The organism is Fenollaria massiliensis, from assembly GCF_000312505.2.
GTDB lineage: Bacteria > Bacillota > Clostridia > Tissierellales > Peptoniphilaceae > Fenollaria > Fenollaria massiliensis.
On the sequence record NZ_HG326224.1, the window covers coordinates 296621 to 313228 of the forward strand.

Below are 16608 nucleotides of genomic sequence, written 5' to 3' on the forward strand. Positions count from 1 at the left end.
TATACCAAAAATGTGAGAAAAATAAAAGCCTAATGAAATTCTTTTATTTTATGTAAAAAAAGAAGAATGAAGCTTTTCTCCATTCTTCTTAATCAAAATCTAATAAATTTATTTATCGTCGTCAACTACTTCGTAGTCACCATCAACTACGTCATCGTCACCTTTGTGTTCTTCAGAGCCTTGTGCGCCTGCTTCAGCTCCAGCTGCACCTGCTTCTGCATTTTGTTTATAAAGCTTTTCAGAAACTTTATAGAAGGCTTGTGTTAAATCTTCTGTCTTCTTCTTCATATCGTCATAGTCTGAGCCTTCGCTAGCTTTCTTAAGATCAGCAAGTTTTGCTTCGATGTCTTTCTTTTCATCTTCAGAAATTTTGCCTTCTAGGTCCTTCATAAGTTTTTCTGTTTGATATATCATTTGATCTGCGTTATTCTTTACTTCAATATTTTCTTTTTTCTTCTTATCTTGTTGAGCAAATTCTTCTGCTTCTTTAACTTTTTTATCAATATCTTCTTTTGATAAGTTAGATGAAGCTGTGATAGTAATCTTTTGTTCCTTACCTGTACCTAAATCCTTTGCTGATACATTAACAATACCATTAGCATCGATATCAAATGTTACTTCGATTTGAGGGATTCCTCTTGGTGCTGGTGCTATACCTTCTAGTTGGAAGCGGCCAAGTGTTGTATTGTCGGCTGCCATCTCTCTTTCACCTTGAAGTACATGTATATCAACTGATGTTTGTGAGTCAGAAGCTGTTGTGAATATTTGTGATTTCTTTGTTGGAATAGTTGTGTTTCTTTCGATAAGTCTTGTAGTTACTCCGCCAAGTGTTTCTAGACCAAGTGATAGTGGTGTTACGTCTAGTAATAATAAGTCTTTAACTTCGCCTGTTAATACACCGCCTTGGATTGATGCACCGATGGCAACGCATTCATCTGGGTTGATGTCCTTTTGAGGATCCTTGCCGATGATTTGTTTAACTGCTTCTTGAACAGCTGGGATTCTTGTTGAACCACCAACTAATAATACTTTGTCGATGTCTTTTGCTTCAATACCAGCGTCTTTTATAGCCATTCTAACTGGTTCAGTAGTTTTTTCAACTAAGTCATGAGTTAGTTCATTGAACTTTGCTCTACTTAAGTCCATGTTCAAGTGAAGTGGACCAGCTGCTGTAGCAGAGATGAATGGTAAGTTGATGTTTGTTGTCATTGTAGTAGAAAGCTCTTTCTTAGCCTTTTCTGCTGCTTCTTTTAATCTTTGCAAACTCATCTTGTCTTGAGTTAAGTCTACGCCATTTTCCTTTTTAAAGTTTTCTGCTATATAATTTATAATTCTTTGGTCAAAGTCGTCTCCACCAAGCTTGTTATTACCCCTAGTTGCTAGTACTTCGAAAACGCCGTCACCTACTTCTAGTATTGAAACGTCGAATGTACCTCCGCCTAGGTCATATACCATAATCTTGTGTTGACCATGTTCCTTATCCATACCATAAGCAAGTGCTGCTGCTGTTGGCTCGTTTATGATTCTCTTTACTTCAAGGCCAGCGATCTTACCAGCGTCCTTTGTAGCTTGTCTTTGAGCGTCTGTGAAATATGCAGGAACAGTGATAACTGCTTCTGTAATTTTTTCTCCCAAATAGCTTTCTGCGTCTGATTTTAATTTTTGTAATATCATTGCTGATATATCTTGTGGTGTATAGTCTTTTCCGTCTATGTCAATCTTGTAGTTACTGCCCATCTCTCTTTTAATTGATGATATAGTTCTGTCTGGATTTGTTATAGCTTGTCTTTTAGCTGTTTCTCCTACTAATCTTTCTCCGTCTTTTGTGAAAGCAACTACTGATGGAGTAGTTCTGTTACCTTCAACGTTAGGAATGATTATAGCTTCTCCACCTTCCATTACTGATACACAAGAGTTTGTTGTACCTAAGTCAATACCAATTATTTTTCCCATAATATATTTCCTCCTTAATAATTTTCTTATTTATTTACAATAACCATGGCATGGCGAATAACCTTGCCATTGTATTCATAACCTTTTAATAAAACTTCTATGACTTGATTTTCTTTGTATTCATCGTTGTGGCCCATAGATACCGCTTGATGAAAATCTGGATTGAAGTCCTCGCCTAGTGCTTTTAACTCAACTATGCCCTTTGCTTTGAGAGCATTTTTTTAATCCTTCGTAAATAAGCTCCATGCCTTCCTTAAACGAAGCGCTGTCACCTTCATGCTCCAAGGCTCTTTCAAAGTTATCTACGACAGGAAGTATTTCATTTGCAATACTTACAACGCCTATCGATACTAGGTCGTCCTTTTCTTTTTCTACTCTCTTCTTGTAATTTTGAAAGTCTGCTTGAAGTCTTAAAAGCTTTGTTTGAAGATCATCTATTTCAGATGCTACGCCATCTTGCTCTTCACTTACAGCTTTTTCTTGACTTTCTTCAGCTTCTTCATTTATAAGCTTTTCTTCATCCATATCTATTGTTTTATCTTTTTTCATCTAATCCCTCCTAAAATAAATCATCCATATAAAAATCATCAAATATAGAAAGAACTTTTTTGTAATCAATTCTCATTGGTGCGATTAAACCAAAAGTAACTTCATTATCCAAGATGTTTACATTCTTAAGAACTAAGGCAATATTATCAAATATGTCGATATCATTCTCATTACCTATCTTAATAACAAGATCTTTATCCAAATTTTCGCTCTCAAGTAAATTTAGTAAGCCCTTTTTGTCTTCGAGAAGCTCGATTAATTCTTTTGCCTTATCAAAATTTGAATACTCTGGATAATTTAAAATCTTATTTATTCCTTCTAGGAATATGCTATTCGCATTATTCTTTTCGTCTTTTTGTGAAAACTTTTCTAAAACGCTATCTAAAATGCTTCTGTATTTAAGAAGGCTGTCCTTTTCATATTTAAGTGTGTTGAAATCAACCGAATTTATGGACTTGCCTGCTAAATTCTTATTTAAAATCTCTTTAAAATAATTAAGTTCTTCTTCATTTATATCTTCCTTAAGCGTTATCAACGTCTTGTCAATGGCAAAGTCTTCATATACAAAGATGGCAAGAATTTTATTTTCATCAACTTTTAAAAGCTCCAAGCTCTTTAACTTTGTATCGCCGCTCTTCCTTATATAAGCAAGTGATGTAAAATCAGTTAAGCTTGACAAAACTTTTGACATCTTTCCTATCATACTATCTAAGTTCTTTGACTTGTCCTTTATATCATCTAAGAAAAATTTCTTTTCTGATGAAGATAATTTTTCGAAGTCTTTTTGAAGTACCATGTCAACATACAAGCGATATGCCTTTTGCGATGGCACTCTTCCGCTAGAAAGATGAGTTTTGATTAAGTAGCCCGCTTCTTCAAGGTCTTGCATCTCATTTCTAATAGTTGCTGAGCTAAGGCCAATGGAGTCATCTTTGGCAACAAGTCTTGAGCCAACCGGTTCACCAGTTTCATTGTATGAGCTAATTATAGCTTTTAAAATCTTTAATTTTCTCTCATCCAATTGATCACCTTCCATCGTTTTTGTTAGCACTCTTACTCGGTGAGTGCTAACTCTATTTCTATTATACCCAAAATAATAAAAAAATCAAGCTTTTTTCAAAAATATTTACTTTTTTTTAAAATTTTTGCAAAATTTTTCCTAAAAGCATAAAAAAAGAACGATAAAATCGCCTTTTCTATAGATATTTATTTTTATAGCCAAGCTCATCATTTATTTCTGATAAAAATTCTTTCATAAAGCTATCTCTTTTTTGGGCGAGTCTTTTTGCTTCGTCAGTGTTCATCATGTCTTTTAATAATAATAGCTTTTCATCGAAATGCTTTAATGAGTCTTCTATACCACGTTCATGTTTACCGCTATACATAAAGGTTCTAGCGATGCCTATAGCTCCTATCGCATCAAGCCTATCAGCATCTTGAACTATGCATGCTTCAAGTGTTTTTGGCTTAGTTCCCTTGTTCTTTGTAAATGAAACTGAATTGATTATCTCAACAATATCTTCAATTGCTTCACTATCAAAATCATTTTCAACTAAAAATTTTCTTGCGTTTTCATTATTTTTATTATTAAATAACTTATGATCGTCGACGTCATGAAGCAAAGCGCCAAGATCTACATATAGCTCATTGCATTCATAAGCTTTTCTTATTAAAGATGCATTATTATAAACTCTCAGGCTGTGATCTGCGCCGTGACCGTCTGAGTTGCCATTAAAAATATTTTCTAGGTACTCAATCGCTTTTTTATTTATATCAATCATAGCCTCTCCTTATACAAAAAGTATTTCTACTTGGTTAGCAAGGTCCCTGCCAAGCTCTGTGTAAAAATATCTTCCGCCATCTTTTTTTAATAGTTTTTCATCTGTGGCTTTTTTTAATTCTTCCTTATATATATCTTCAAAATCTATATCGTATTTTTTATTGATCTCGTCTATAATTATGCCTTCATTTGTCCTTAATTTAAAAATTATATACTCAGCTATTTTATCTTCTTTACTTAAAATTTCTTCATCGTGATAAATATTTTTCTTCACATAGTCAAAGTACTCGTTAAATGTGCTCGCATTAAAAAATCTTTTGTTTTTAATAAATGAGTGCGCCGCCATGCCAAGGCCTAGGTACTCATCCATAGACCAGTACTTGTAATTATGCCTTGAGTAGCGATTGTCCTTAGCAAAGTTTGAGATCTCATATTGCTTGTAGCCAAGTTTTTCCAAGTGCTCGCTTGCTTTTCTATATATGAGCCTATCAGTCACTTGATCATTCACTCTATAAACGCCTCTGTCGACCAAAGCACTAAGTTTAGTCCCTTCCTCAAGTATAAGTGAATAAAGCGATATGTGCGAGGCGCCTAGTTCCTTTGCTATGTCAATGGAATCGATTACATCTGATAAAGTTTCTGTTGGCAGTGAAAAAATAAAATCAAGACTAAGATTGTCAAAATATTTTTTTGCTAATTTAATTTTTTCTCTCGCTTCTTCACCTGTATGAAGCCTACCAATAATTCTAAGTAGTCTATCGTTAAAGCTTTGCACCCCTATAGAAATTCTGTTTATTCCTAAATTTTTATAAGCTATTAATTTTTCTTCGCTTATTGAGTTTGGATTTGTTTCTATGGTAAATTCATAATTTTCATCTAGGTTTATAGCCTCACGTAAACTATAAACAAGACGAGTAATTTCACTTGCGCTTAATAAAGATGGCGTGCCTCCACCTATAAATATAGTATCGACAGTATAATTTTTTAATAGCTCTTTATTATTTTTTATCTCTAATAATAAATTTTCTACATAATCCTTCATTCTGTCTTGATTAAAAATAGAAGATGTAAAATCGCAATATTTACATCTTCTTTCACAGAAAGGAATATGTATATATATTCCTAATTTATTCATTATTTCTTTTCCTTGTACTTCAATACTGATAGGAAGGCCTCTTGTGGTAGTTCTACTGAGCCAATTTGGCGCATCCTCTTCTTACCTTCTTTTTGCTTTTCAAGTAATTTTTTCTTTCTTGAAATATCGCCGCCGTAGCACTTCGCAAGAACGTCTTTTCTAAGCGCTTTGATAGTTTCTCTCGCTATAATCTTTGAGCCGATGGCTGCTTGTAAAGGTATTTGGAATTGATGTCTTGGTATAACGTCCTTTAGTCCCTCAACAATTGATCTACTTCTTTCATAAGCGTTTGACTCGTGAAGTATCAAGCTGAAAGCGTCGATAAGGTCTCCGTTGATAAGTATATCGACCTTAACAAGCTCACTTCTTTGATAGCCTGAGATTTCGTAGTCAAGCGATGCATAGCCCTTTGTATTAGATTTAAGTGCATCAAAGAAGTCATATATAACCTCATTTAGTGGCATTTTATAGTGAAGTGTAACCCTTGTTTGATCAAGATATTCCATATTTATAAATTCACCACGCCTATTTTGACAAATATCCATGATGGCGCCGACATATTCCTTTGGAGTCATGATCTCAGCGTTAACAACTGGCTCTTCCATGTAATCAATTTCACTTGGGTCAGGAAGATTGGATGGATTTTGTATAAATATCGTCGAACCATCTTTTTTATGAACTTCATAAATAACTGATGGTGCAGTTGTGATTATATTTAAATTAAATTCTCTTTCAAGTCTTTCAGTAATTATCTCCATGTGAAGTAATCCTAAGAAGCCGCATCTAAAGCCAAAGCCTAAGGCAACTGAATTTTCTGCTTCAAAAACAAGTGATGCATCATTAACTTGAAGTTTTTCAAGAGCCTCTCTAACGCTGTTAAAATCTTCGCCCTCTGCTGGATATATACCGCAGTAAACCATTGGCACAACTTTTTTGTATCCGCTAAGTGGCTCAGCAGTTGGATTATCAAGATAAGTGATAGTATCACCAACTCTTGCGTCCTTCACATTTTTAATCTGTGCAGTGAAATAACCTACTTCGCCTGCTTCAAGAGTTTCTTTCTTTAATAAAGATGTGTTATTTACGCCAACTTCATCAACTTCAAATACAGAGCCTGTCTGCATCATCTTAATCTTTGTGCCTTTTTTAATAACGCCATCGAAAACTCTGATGTAGCAGATAACACCTCTGTAAGCATCATATATTGAGTCAAATATAAGCGCCTTAAGTGGCTTGTTCTTGTCACCATTTGGTGGTGGAACATTTTTAACGATGTCCTCTAAAACATCTTCTATGTTAAGTCCGCTCTTTGCGCTGATTAGAGGCGCTTCAGTCGTGTCAAGGCCTATGATGTCTTCAATCTCTTCCTTAACTTCATCTGGTCTTGCGCTTGGTAAATCCATCTTATTAATAACAGGAAGTATCTCCAAATCTTGGTCTATAGCTAAGTACACGTTTGATAACGTTTGCGCTTCAACGCCTTGAGTTGCGTCAACAACAAGTACTGCGCCTTCACAAGCCTTAAGTGACCTACTTACTTCGTAGTTAAAATCGACGTGGCCAGGAGTGTCTATCAAGTTAAAAATATAGTCCTGTCCATCTTTCGCCTTATAAATCAAGCGTATCGCCTTTAATTTAATTGTTATTCCTCTTTCTCTTTCAAGATCCATGCTATCCAAAACTTGTGATTGCATCTCTCTTTGAGTAAGTAATCCAGTCTTTTCAATGATTCTATCTGCCAAAGTAGATTTACCGTGGTCGATGTGCGCTATGATTGAAAAGTTACGTATATATTTTTGATCCATCTTATCATCCTATCTAAATAATTTTAATTTATTCAAAGGCCAAAATCTAAATAAGGCCTTACCTTGTAAATATGACTTCTTTATCGGTCCGAAGCTTCTTGAGTCGTAGGAGTTACCTCCCTCTCTATTGTCCCCCATAACAAAGTATGAGTCATCCGGTACAACCCAATGATTGCCATTTTGCTCACTAGTTTTTCTGTCTAAATACGGTTCGTCGAGCTTATCGCCATTGACATAAACATCTCCATCAATTATGTCTATAACATCACCTGGAAGACCGATTAATCTCTTGATATAGTGGTCACCGTTAGTTTTTTCGCCCCTAATAACAACAATTTCTTGTCTCTTTGGCTCCTTGAAGTACTTAAATAGCTTCCATTCGAAGACCCTATCGCCTGTATGTAGAGTCGGCTCCATCGATATGCCCTCAACCCTTGTTAGAGCAAAAACAAAGTTTACTAAAAATAAAGTGATGGCGACTGTCACTACTATTGAGAATATCCACGACTTGATGTCATCTTGTTTTGCCTTAGCCATCGCCTCTGCAGCTTCTAATACTTCATTTTCACTAGCTGCTTTTGCTTTTTCATTTATATCAATATTTTCATTTATATCAATATTTTCATTTATATTATTATCATTAAAATTGTTCTCCATAAAAAAACCTCCTTTATAATTATAACATATTTTGACCATGAATTACAAAGAATGATGAAAATTTTTATTATTATGCAAGTAGTCTCAGTTTATGTTATAATATTTATAGATTAGTAATTATAGAAAGAAGTTGATAAATTAGATGTCAATATTAAATTTAAACGATGCAAATGAAATAAAAAGATACGATGAGTTCCTTAAAAACTCTAAATATAGTTTTTTGACTCAAGACAGAGCGTGGGCGAAAATTAAAAATAATTGGTCTGAAGACTATGTTTATTTAGAAAATAATGGTGAGATAGTTGCTGCTATGAGCATACTATCTATCAAGGCAATAGATGGAAAGTGGCTTCTTTATGCCAATCGCGGACCTGTCTGCGATATATATGATAAAGATACTGTATTAGCCTTAGTAGATGAAGCGAAAAAATTAGATAAGTTTAAAGACACATTTTTATTAAGATTTGACCCAGCCATTGCCTATGATGATAAACTTACCCGTTTATATAAGGATACAGAATTAAAAATAAGAACGAGAGGCGCTGATGAACACAGCTTTATTCAGCCAAGAAGGAATGCCATCATAGATATAAGTAAAAGTGAGGACGATGTTTTAGCAGGCTTCCACTCAAAAACGCGCTACAACATACGCCTAAGCTACAGAAAAGGCGTTACTACAAGGATTTCACAAAGTGATGAGGACCTAAATACCTTCTTCGAAGAAACTAAGGTTATGGCTGAGCGTAACGGCATCACATACAGACCAAAGGATTATTTCAAGAGACTTATAGATAATTACGACGCTAAGATATTTTTATCAGACTATGAAGGAACTCCTCTATCGAGCGCAATACTCATTATGTATAAGGAATACGCTTGGTATATGTATGGCGCTTCAAACAATCTTCACAGAAATTTTATGCCAAACTATCAAATGCAGTGGGAAATGATTAAGTATGCGAAGGAGCATGGCGCTAAGAAATATGATTTCGGCGGCATTTTTAAGCTTGACGATGAAGATGGTCTATATAGATTCAAAAGAGGTTTCTTAAACGAAGAAGACTTTACCGAGTTTATAGGTGAGTTTGACTTAGTTTTAGATGAAGAAGCATATAAAAAATATTTAGAAAAATAATTTTTTCATTAAAAAGCTCTTCTCACATCAACATGAGAAGAGCTTTATTTTTATCTAAACAAATATTTTAGCAAGTATGTTCAGAATTTATTAAATAATAAAGTGTCTTAACTGGAACGCCAGTTGAGCCTTTTTTGTATTGAGCAAAGTCCTTTGAAGTATCTGAAGTTCCCGCTATGTCCATGTGTATCCATGGAGTTCCTTCCTTAACAAAGTTTTCAAGGAACATACCAGCTGTGATCATACCAGCGCCGCCAGGTACTGAATTAAGTAAATCAGTCATAGTTCCCTTAACCATGTCTTTGTACTCATCGTCATTAGGCATTACCCATAGCTTTTCATCAGCTTTTTTAGATGCTTCGTTCATTTCATTCATAAACTCATCGTTATTTGTTACAACTCCAGTTCTATATGAACCAAGTGCAACTACACAAGCGCCTGTAAGTGTAGCTAAATCAACTACTCTGTCAGCTTTAAGCTTGTCACATGCATAGTAGATAGCATCAGCAAGAGTAAGTCTACCCTCAGCGTCAGTATTAGCTACTTCTATAGTCTTGCCAGACATTGATCCGATTAAGTCGCCAGTCTTATAAGCTTTGCCAGAAATTAAGTTTTCGCATGAAGCAACGACTGCTACAACGTTCTTCTTAACTTTGTTCTTTGCAATAGCGTGCATTGCGCCTATAACTGCACCTGCTCCGCCCATGTCCATGTGCATTGTAGCCATGCCTTGTGGATGCTTGATGCAATATCCGCCTGAGTCATATGTTAAGCCCTTACCAACAAGTGCAGTAAGTTTATCGCCTGCTTCACCATTCATATATTTCATAACAATTAGCTTAGGCTCTTTGTCTGAACCAACTGCAACTGCTAAGAATGCCTTCATACCAAGTTCTTCTATCTCTTTTTTGCCATAAATTTCAACAGTAACTCCAAGCGGCTCAAGGTCTTCCTTAGCTCTATTAGCTAAAACTTCTGGATACATGTCAATTGCTGGTGTATTGACTAAATCCTTTGTTAGTGAATATCCTTCGGCAATGTTAAGAGCCTCTTCAACAGCTTCCTTAGCCTTATCTTTCTTGTTCTCAATAACTTCTATATTTATAGTTCCAAGCTTTGTTGGCTTATTATCATCAGATAAATATTTATCAAAATCATAGTCAAAGCATGCAAGGCCATCAACTATAGCTTTCATAGTAGTCTTGTAGCAAAGACCATCAAGCTTTTTATTGAAAATGATGTTTGCGTCTTTAATCTTGTACTTTCTAAGTGCCTTAGCTAATTCAAAGAAAGCTACTATAATTTTCTTTGTAGTGATCTCATTCTTTTTACCAAGACCAAGATAAATTATTTCATCTTCGCCAAGCTTTGCAAATACTTCGCTAGCCTTACCTGTAAAGTATTCTTTTTCTACTAGAGCATCAAGCCCTACTGATTTTTCAAAAAAATCTCTTTCATCTTCAAATACTGGTAATACCTTGATACCATTTTTTTCATTTAGTGTAATTTTCATTAAATCATCTCCTCTTTCTTAAATTGACTTTCTACATAATCCAAAACAAAATCATACATTTCGTCTGAATATATCTTTATAGGTGCCATCCTCTTAAGAACGGCTTCCTTTGTTATCTTGTGATCTTGCCAAGAGTGCGAGTTAAATGCAAAATGCATCAAAAGTGGTTGAAACCTATCAAGAGCATTCGCGTATTTTGCTTCATTTGTCTCAGCCGCCTCAAACTCTTCCCAATATTTTCTAAGCTCAGCGCCTAATGAATCAAGCTTTGAATATAATTTATCAGCCGCAGCACTCTCTCTTTGCTTCTTGCTCTCATTGCCCTTAGTGTCGTAGCAATATGTGTCGCCAGCGTATATCTCAATCAAATCATGATACAAAAGTAATACCGCCGTTTTATTTGCATCAACCTCAAACTTGCCCATGTTCTTAAAAACCGGCGCAAGAACTGCCGCATGAAAACTGTGTTCAGCATCATTCTCTCTTCGTGAGCCATCAGCAATCTTATTTACTCTGAAAATATTTTTCATCTCATCAAGCGTCAAAGCAAAGTCTACTTTTTTATATAGTTCCTTATGTTTTTCTTCAAGTAAGATCTTTTCCTTAATATCTTCTAAAGCTCTTTTTCTGTGCGAAAACTTATTTTTCTCTTCAGTACCTATCTCAGCATAAGTCTTGTCATGACCCTTTGGTAAAAAGAGTGGATCGTAGCCAAAACCACCTGTGCCTCTGTATTCATAAAGTATCTCACCATCGACATTGCCATGTCCATAAAAAACTTTATTGTCTTCATCTATAAAACAGATGACACTCTTGAAGTGAGCTGTTCTGTCTCTTCCCTCAAGATTTTTGAGTAAAAGATCGTTGTTCTTATGGTCATCACCGTGCTCGCCAGCGTAACGAGCCGAATAAATGCCTGGCTCGCCATAAAGTCCATCGCAGAAAAGGCCTGAGTCGTCGCTAATAACAGCGCAGTCCACCATATCACGAAGAGCCTTCGCCTTGATGTAGGCATTCTCCTCTAATGTAGTGCCTGTCTCATCGACATCGAAATCATCTATGCCAGCCTCTTTTTTAGAAAGAACTTCGTAACCTAGCTCGTGAAATATTAATTTAATCTCTTTTAATTTGTTTTGATTGTTTGTTGAAACAATAACTTTTTTCATAAATAACCTCTAATAATAATTGTTCAAATAATCTACGATGCCGTTAAATAAACCATCAACCATCTTATCAAGGTAGGCTTGGCTCTTTAAAAGTGCTAGCCCCTTCTTACTCGATAAGAATTCCATCTCAAGCAGAGCCGCCGGCATGTTCGTATTTCTTGTAACAACGTAGGCGCCTTCTTTAAGACCGCGTCCCTTGTTGCCAACAAGTTCGCCAACAGCATTTAAAATGCAATTTGCAAATTCAGTTTGCTTTCTAGTCTTGTTCTTATGCTTTGCTTCACTCGAGTAAAGAACCTCAAAGCCAGATGCAGCTGGTGAATCAGCAACATTCGCATGAATACTTATAAATACATCTGCGTTAACACTATTAGCCATCTTGGCTCTTTCGAAAATATCAACATATTCATCGATAGTATCATTAGTTTTCATGACATTGTAGCCTGCAGCCTTAAGTTTTGCCTCCAAAGCTCTAGCAACTATCGGAATAAAGTCAACTTCACTAGAACCATCAATCTTTGATACTCCTCCTGGGTCCTTTCCTCCATGACCCGGGTCAATCATGATTAGATAATCAGATGGCTTGCTATTAACTATCCTACTTAGTCTTAGACTATAGTCAGCGTCCCTGTCATCACTTTTTTCTACAAGTGCATTTCTCACTAGATTTATGGTGAATGTATATCCATTGGCCGCTTTTTCAATCACAAGCGAGCTTATAAATGGATCCTTAAATTTCTCAGTGCCAGTCTCTATATCTTTATTAGTCTCAACGCTCATGGTAATAGTTTTTCTTAAATCATCATAAGTATGCTCAGAGACCCTTCCCTCAGTATTTTTTATAGCAAAATTTCTGCCATCGTATGAATAAAAGCTCTTCATCGATTTTTTGATATAAAATACAAGTCCATCGTTCGTTTCATCAATTTGATAATCTATGGCGCTATCTTCAAGATCCATAACTATCCTAACATTCTTATCAGACTTAGATGTGTCATTGTCAGCGAATTGACTCGCTCTAATGCCTTTGATGCCATTCATTACAATACTGTATTCCCTATAAAGCTCTGGATCATCAAAGATTGCTTTTTCAAAATCAAGTACAAGCCTATCTGGATTATCAAGCTTAGTCACTTTGTACTTGCCCTTTAAGCCTTGGAATAAGACCGCGTCTTTGTCATTATATCTAGTTAAAACTACATTCGTTAGATGAGCATAGCCATCCGGATTTGGTTTTATGCTTGGATTGCCATTTGCATTAGGATTTGGTTTTATCGCATCATTGTCAGGCTTGATTTGATCAGGCTCTTCCTCGCCGCTCGGTAAGATAATAACATCATTTGTATCCTCTTCTATAATCGTATTTGTATTGATTATGGCAGTTTGAGATTTATTGTTCCATGATACATCATAGCCAAAAAGCTCAGATATAAGTCTTAGAGGAACATAAGTTCTTGCACTCCCACCACTAACTCTAACAAGTCTTGGTGTATAAGCCTTTTCAATAGCTTTTTCAGCGCCGTTAATAGTCGCCACAGCCTTGTCTATAGTCAAGACTATGCTCTTATCAGCCAAAGATATAGTAGCCGCTTGATTTTTGCTGTTCCAATCAACACTCGCGCCAAAAGTTTCAGATAAGAATCTGATTGGAACAAGAGTCCTCTTTTGATAGATAAAACTTGGCATCTCCTTACTTACCTTGTTTTCTCCATCTACCTTTACATTGATTAATGTTGCCTTATAATTTTTATTTGATATCTTTATATTAACGTTTTTTGCATAAGCACTTTTTGTAGTAAAAACGCAAAAAATAAAAATCAGTCCTAAAATAATTTTTTTCATAGCTATGCCTCCTATTAATATGTTAACATCAATGAGAGTAAATTGCAAGCATTTACGTATACTGTTACATAAATTTAATAAATTAAATTGCTTATATTAAATAATTTTAAATTATTATCCTCTTGCAATTATTTTTCTTTCAAAATTATCAATCACAAGGCATAAAAAAGACACATCTTCCAATGTGCCTTTCATGTTATACTATTAATTTAGTTTTTTATTTAATAATTCGTTTATGATTTGTGGATTGCCCTTGCCCTTCATCTCTTTCATTACTTGACCAACTAAGAAACCAAAGGCTCTCGACTTGCCATTCTTAAAGTCTTCGATTGATTGTGGGTTTGCTTCAAGAACTTTATCAACTACTGCTTCTATAGCTCCTTCGTCTGTTACTTGAACTAATCCAAGTCTCTTTACGATTGCTTCAGGATCTTCTGGCGCCTTGAACATCTCTTGTAAAACTTTCTTTCCAGCGTTATTATTAATCTTATTTGTCTTAACAAGTGTAAGTAGTTTTTCAAGGTCATTTATTGCAAATGGCATTTGATCTATGCTCTTGTTATCTTCTTTAAGTCTTCTTAGTACATCGCCTAATAGCCAGTTAAGCGCTATAGCGTTGTCGCCAACTTTCTTTGCAAGCTCTTCGTAATAATTTGCAAGGCTCACATCAAGGCTAAGTGTCTTAGCATCGTCTTTGCTAATGCCATAGTCTTTCATTAGTCTAGTGATTTTTTCATCTGGAAGCTCTGGCATTTCTTTTCTAACTGCGTCTATCATTTCGTCAGGTATATCCATTGGCGGAATATCGCCATCTGGTGCGTATCTATAGTCATTTGCCTTAATTTTTTCTCTCATCAAGATGGATTCGCCCTTAAGTTCATCCCATCTCCTTGTTTCTTTCTTAGTGTTTTCGCCTTTTTCAAGAAGTGCGATATGTCTTGATACTTCAAATTCTATGGCTTTTTCAACACCTCTGAATGAACCGATATTTTTAATTTCTGAAATATTTGTCTTAACTCCAGTTTCTGTGTCGGCCACATTGACATTAACATCGCATCTTAGTGAACCTTCTTCCATCTTACCATCAGAAACGCCTAGATAAATAACTGTTGCCTTAAGTTTTTCCAAAAATTCTCTCGCTTCTTTAGCTGAGTTCATGTCTGGATAAGTAACTATCTCTATAAGAGGGACGCCGCTTCTGTTGTAGTCAAGAAGTGTTTCGCCTTTATCAGTGTGAAGTGACTTACCTGTATCTTCTTCGACGTGTATTCTGATTAATCTAATCTTTTTGTCATTGCCATCTTCATCCTCGATATTTATATTACCTTCGTAGCATAAAGGAAGCTCATCTTGTGTTATTTGGTAGCCTTTAACAAGGTCTGCGTAGAAATAGCTCTTTCTATCGAATCTAGTGTGCTGATGAATTTTGCAGTTCATAGCAAGTCCTGCCTTGATTGCGAAATTGATTGCCTCTTTATTAACTTGTGGCAAAGCTCCTGGAAGTCCTAGACATATAGGACAAACATTGGTGTTTGCTTCTTCACCAAATTCATTCTTACAATGACAGAACATCTTTGTCTTTGTCTTTAGCTCGACGTGTATCTCAAGCCCGATTATAGTTTTATAAGCCATCTACTTCACCAACCCTTCATAAGCATAAGCAATCTTGATAAGTTTGTTGTCTTCTAAGTTATCGCATATAAATTCCATGCCTGAATTTAATATATGTTCTTTAGTGCTTGGAACGGATATGCCGCAGTTGCCTGCTATATTAACTGGCACTGTGTATTTGTCTGCGTTATACATCTTGATTGGATCGTTGATATTTGTTCCAATTTCAAATGGCATTACAGGTGATGTAGGTACCAAGATGGTATCAACCATTTTAAATGCTTGTTTAAAATCATTTATAAGAAGTGTTCTTGCCTTTAATGCGTTTTGGAAGTAGTCTCTGTCCTTATCTTGGCTAAGTATATATGTTCCAAATAATATTCTTCTCTTAACTTCAGGGCCAAAACCTTCGGCTCTAGTCTTAATATACATCTCTTCAAGGCTTTCTGCATCAAAGTCTCTAAGACCATATTTAACGCCATCAAATCTTGAAAGATTTGAACTTGCTTCTGCATTCATGATTATATAGTATGTTGCAACCGCATATTTAAGATCTTTTAAGTCAATTTCAACGATCTCTACACCATTATTCTTTAATAAATTGATACTATCTCTATATGCTTTTTCAACTTGATCATCTTTTTCATCTGCTAATACTTCTTTTGGCACGCCAACTTTAAGTGTTTTTAAATATTTTATAGCATCATCATAAGTGTAATCAATCTCATTTATAGGATTGGAAAGACTTGTTAGGTCTCTGTGATCCTTATGAGCGATGGCACTTGTGATAAGAGAAACGTCTTTTACATCGTTTGCAAATGTTGATACTTGGTCAAGTGTGTTTGATAAAGATACTACCCCGTTTCTTGAAACTGTTCCATAGCTTGGCTTAAATCCAACACACGCGCAATAACTAGCTGGTTGTCTAACTGATCCACCTGTGTCTGTGCCTAAACTTAGAGGTACTTGTCTTGATGAAACTGCTGCAGCTGAACCGCCTGATGAGCCGCCTGGAACTCTCTTTAAGTCAAGTGGATTATGAACTGGACCAAAGTATGATGTTTCGTTTGAACCTCCCATAGCAAATTGATCCATGTTTAATTTACCTATGATAATACCATTCTCTTCATTGATATGTTCAATGCAATTCGCATCAAAAACAGCTTCGTAATTTTCAAGTATCTTCGATGCACAAGTGTTTTTCATACCTTTAACAGAGATATTGTCCTTAATACCTATAGGAAGGCCAAATAATTTGCCGCTTGGATCTTTATCATCTAAAGATTTTGCTTTTTCAAGCGCTCCTTCATAATCATGCGATACGAATGAGTTGATGTCTTTATCAATCTCTTTGCTTCTATTGATAAAACTTTCTGCAATTTCAGATACTTTTAGCTCTTTATTTGCAATTTTTTCTTTTAATTGCCATGCCTTTAAATTCGTTATATCCATAAATATCTCC

The 16608-nt window shown here is 35.4% G+C and carries 14 protein-coding genes; 1 reads left to right on the top strand and 13 read right to left on the bottom strand.

Annotated elements, in window-relative coordinates; all coding sequences use genetic code 11:
* Nucleotides 1-108: 108 nt before the first annotated feature.
* The 8 genes from dnaK to lepB all read right to left on the bottom strand — a co-directional run bounded on the left by dnaK (nt 109) and on the right by lepB (nt 7879).
* On the bottom strand, nt 109-1953 hold the full coding sequence (gene dnaK, locus BN30_RS01475) for a molecular chaperone DnaK (protein WP_019213760.1): 1845 nt from the start codon (nt 1951-1953) through the stop codon (nt 109-111).
* Between the two features lie 26 nt (nt 1954-1979).
* Entirely contained in the window at nt 1980-2150 is a 171-nt protein-coding gene (locus BN30_RS09780) for a nucleotide exchange factor GrpE (RefSeq protein ID WP_084691340.1), read from the bottom strand.
* Nucleotides 2143-2502, bottom strand: a complete 360-nt coding sequence (locus BN30_RS08690) for a nucleotide exchange factor GrpE (protein ID WP_019213762.1) — start codon at nt 2500-2502, stop codon at nt 2143-2145. The genes BN30_RS09780 and BN30_RS08690 overlap by 8 nt, the downstream gene beginning before the upstream one ends.
* A gap of 10 nt (nt 2503-2512) precedes the next feature.
* Nucleotides 2513-3523: a heat-inducible transcriptional repressor HrcA gene (gene hrcA / locus BN30_RS01490; RefSeq protein ID WP_195890964.1), complete on the bottom strand. Its 1011-nt coding sequence runs from the start codon at nt 3521-3523 to the stop codon at nt 2513-2515.
* A 175-nt stretch (nt 3524-3698) separates the two neighbouring features.
* The gene (locus BN30_RS01495; protein WP_019213764.1) at nt 3699-4283 is read right to left on the bottom strand and encodes an HD domain-containing protein; all 585 of its coding nucleotides are present in this window, start codon (nt 4281-4283) and stop codon (nt 3699-3701) included.
* A gap of 9 nt (nt 4284-4292) precedes the next feature.
* Nucleotides 4293-5417: a radical SAM family heme chaperone HemW gene (gene hemW / locus BN30_RS01500; RefSeq protein WP_019213765.1), complete on the bottom strand. Its 1125-nt coding sequence runs from the start codon at nt 5415-5417 to the stop codon at nt 4293-4295.
* Entirely contained in the window at nt 5417-7222 is a 1806-nt protein-coding gene (gene lepA / locus BN30_RS01505) for a translation elongation factor 4 (RefSeq protein ID WP_019213766.1), read from the bottom strand. Before lepA ends, hemW begins: the two co-directional genes overlap by 1 nt.
* Before the next feature lie 9 nt (nt 7223-7231).
* The gene (lepB, locus tag BN30_RS01510; RefSeq protein WP_019213767.1) at nt 7232-7879 is read right to left on the bottom strand and encodes a signal peptidase I; all 648 of its coding nucleotides are present in this window, start codon (nt 7877-7879) and stop codon (nt 7232-7234) included.
* 142 nt (nt 7880-8021) lie between these two features.
* On the opposite strand from lepB, the gene BN30_RS01515 reads away from it, so the two are divergent.
* Nucleotides 8022-9014, top strand: coding sequence for a lipid II:glycine glycyltransferase FemX (locus tag BN30_RS01515; RefSeq protein ID WP_019213768.1), 993 nt, complete (start codon nt 8022-8024; stop codon nt 9012-9014).
* A gap of 67 nt (nt 9015-9081) precedes the next feature.
* Here BN30_RS01515 and BN30_RS01520 read toward each other — a convergent pair whose 3' ends face one another.
* The 5 genes from BN30_RS01520 to gatA all read right to left on the bottom strand — a co-directional run bounded on the left by BN30_RS01520 (nt 9082) and on the right by gatA (nt 16598).
* The gene (locus BN30_RS01520; RefSeq protein WP_019213769.1) at nt 9082-10527 is read right to left on the bottom strand and encodes a leucyl aminopeptidase; all 1446 of its coding nucleotides are present in this window, start codon (nt 10525-10527) and stop codon (nt 9082-9084) included.
* Nucleotides 10527-11693 carry an RdgB/HAM1 family non-canonical purine NTP pyrophosphatase gene (gene rdgB, locus BN30_RS10445; protein WP_019213770.1) on the bottom strand — a complete coding sequence of 389 codons (1167 nt, stop codon included), beginning with the start codon at nt 11691-11693 and terminating at the stop codon, nt 10527-10529. The genes BN30_RS01520 and rdgB overlap by 1 nt, the downstream gene beginning before the upstream one ends.
* A 9-nt stretch (nt 11694-11702) precedes the next feature.
* Nucleotides 11703-13535, bottom strand: a complete 1833-nt coding sequence (locus tag BN30_RS01535; protein ID WP_019213771.1) for an N-acetylmuramoyl-L-alanine amidase — start codon at nt 13533-13535, stop codon at nt 11703-11705.
* 204 nt (nt 13536-13739) lie between these two features.
* The gene (gene gatB / locus BN30_RS01540) at nt 13740-15167 is read right to left on the bottom strand and encodes an Asp-tRNA(Asn)/Glu-tRNA(Gln) amidotransferase subunit GatB (RefSeq protein WP_019213772.1); all 1428 of its coding nucleotides are present in this window, start codon (nt 15165-15167) and stop codon (nt 13740-13742) included.
* Nucleotides 15168-16598, bottom strand: coding sequence for an Asp-tRNA(Asn)/Glu-tRNA(Gln) amidotransferase subunit GatA (gatA, locus tag BN30_RS01545; protein WP_019213773.1), 1431 nt, complete (start codon nt 16596-16598; stop codon nt 15168-15170). It abuts the gene before it with no gap.
* Nucleotides 16599-16608: the final 10 nt, after the last annotated feature.

Excerpts from the sequence above, each read along its gene's own strand:
- dnaK (WP_019213760.1), bottom strand. The coding sequence starts at position 1,953 with ATGGGAAAAATAATTGGTATTGACTTAGGTACAACAAACTCTTGTGTA.
- BN30_RS08690 (WP_019213762.1), bottom strand. The coding sequence starts at position 2,502 with ATGAAAAAAGATAAAACAATAGATATGGATGAAGAAAAGCTTATAAAT.
- BN30_RS01495 (WP_019213764.1), bottom strand. The coding sequence starts at position 4,283 with ATGATTGATATAAATAAAAAAGCGATTGAGTACCTAGAAAATATTTTT.
- hemW (WP_019213765.1), bottom strand. The coding sequence starts at position 5,417 with ATGAATAAATTAGGAATATATATACATATTCCTTTCTGTGAAAGAAGA.
- lepA (WP_019213766.1), bottom strand. The coding sequence starts at position 7,222 with ATGGATCAAAAATATATACGTAACTTTTCAATCATAGCGCACATCGAC.
- lepB (WP_019213767.1), bottom strand. The coding sequence starts at position 7,879 with ATGGAGAACAATTTTAATGATAATAATATAAATGAAAATATTGATATA.
- BN30_RS01515 (WP_019213768.1), top strand. The coding sequence starts at position 8,022 with ATGTCAATATTAAATTTAAACGATGCAAATGAAATAAAAAGATACGAT.
- BN30_RS01520 (WP_019213769.1), bottom strand. The coding sequence starts at position 10,527 with ATGAAAATTACACTAAATGAAAAAAATGGTATCAAGGTATTACCAGTA.
- rdgB (WP_019213770.1), bottom strand. The coding sequence starts at position 11,693 with ATGAAAAAAGTTATTGTTTCAACAAACAATCAAAACAAATTAAAAGAG.
- BN30_RS01535 (WP_019213771.1), bottom strand. The coding sequence starts at position 13,535 with ATGAAAAAAATTATTTTAGGACTGATTTTTATTTTTTGCGTTTTTACT.
- gatB (WP_019213772.1), bottom strand. The coding sequence starts at position 15,167 with ATGGCTTATAAAACTATAATCGGGCTTGAGATACACGTCGAGCTAAAG.
- gatA (WP_019213773.1), bottom strand. The coding sequence starts at position 16,598 with ATGGATATAACGAATTTAAAGGCATGGCAATTAAAAGAAAAAATTGCA.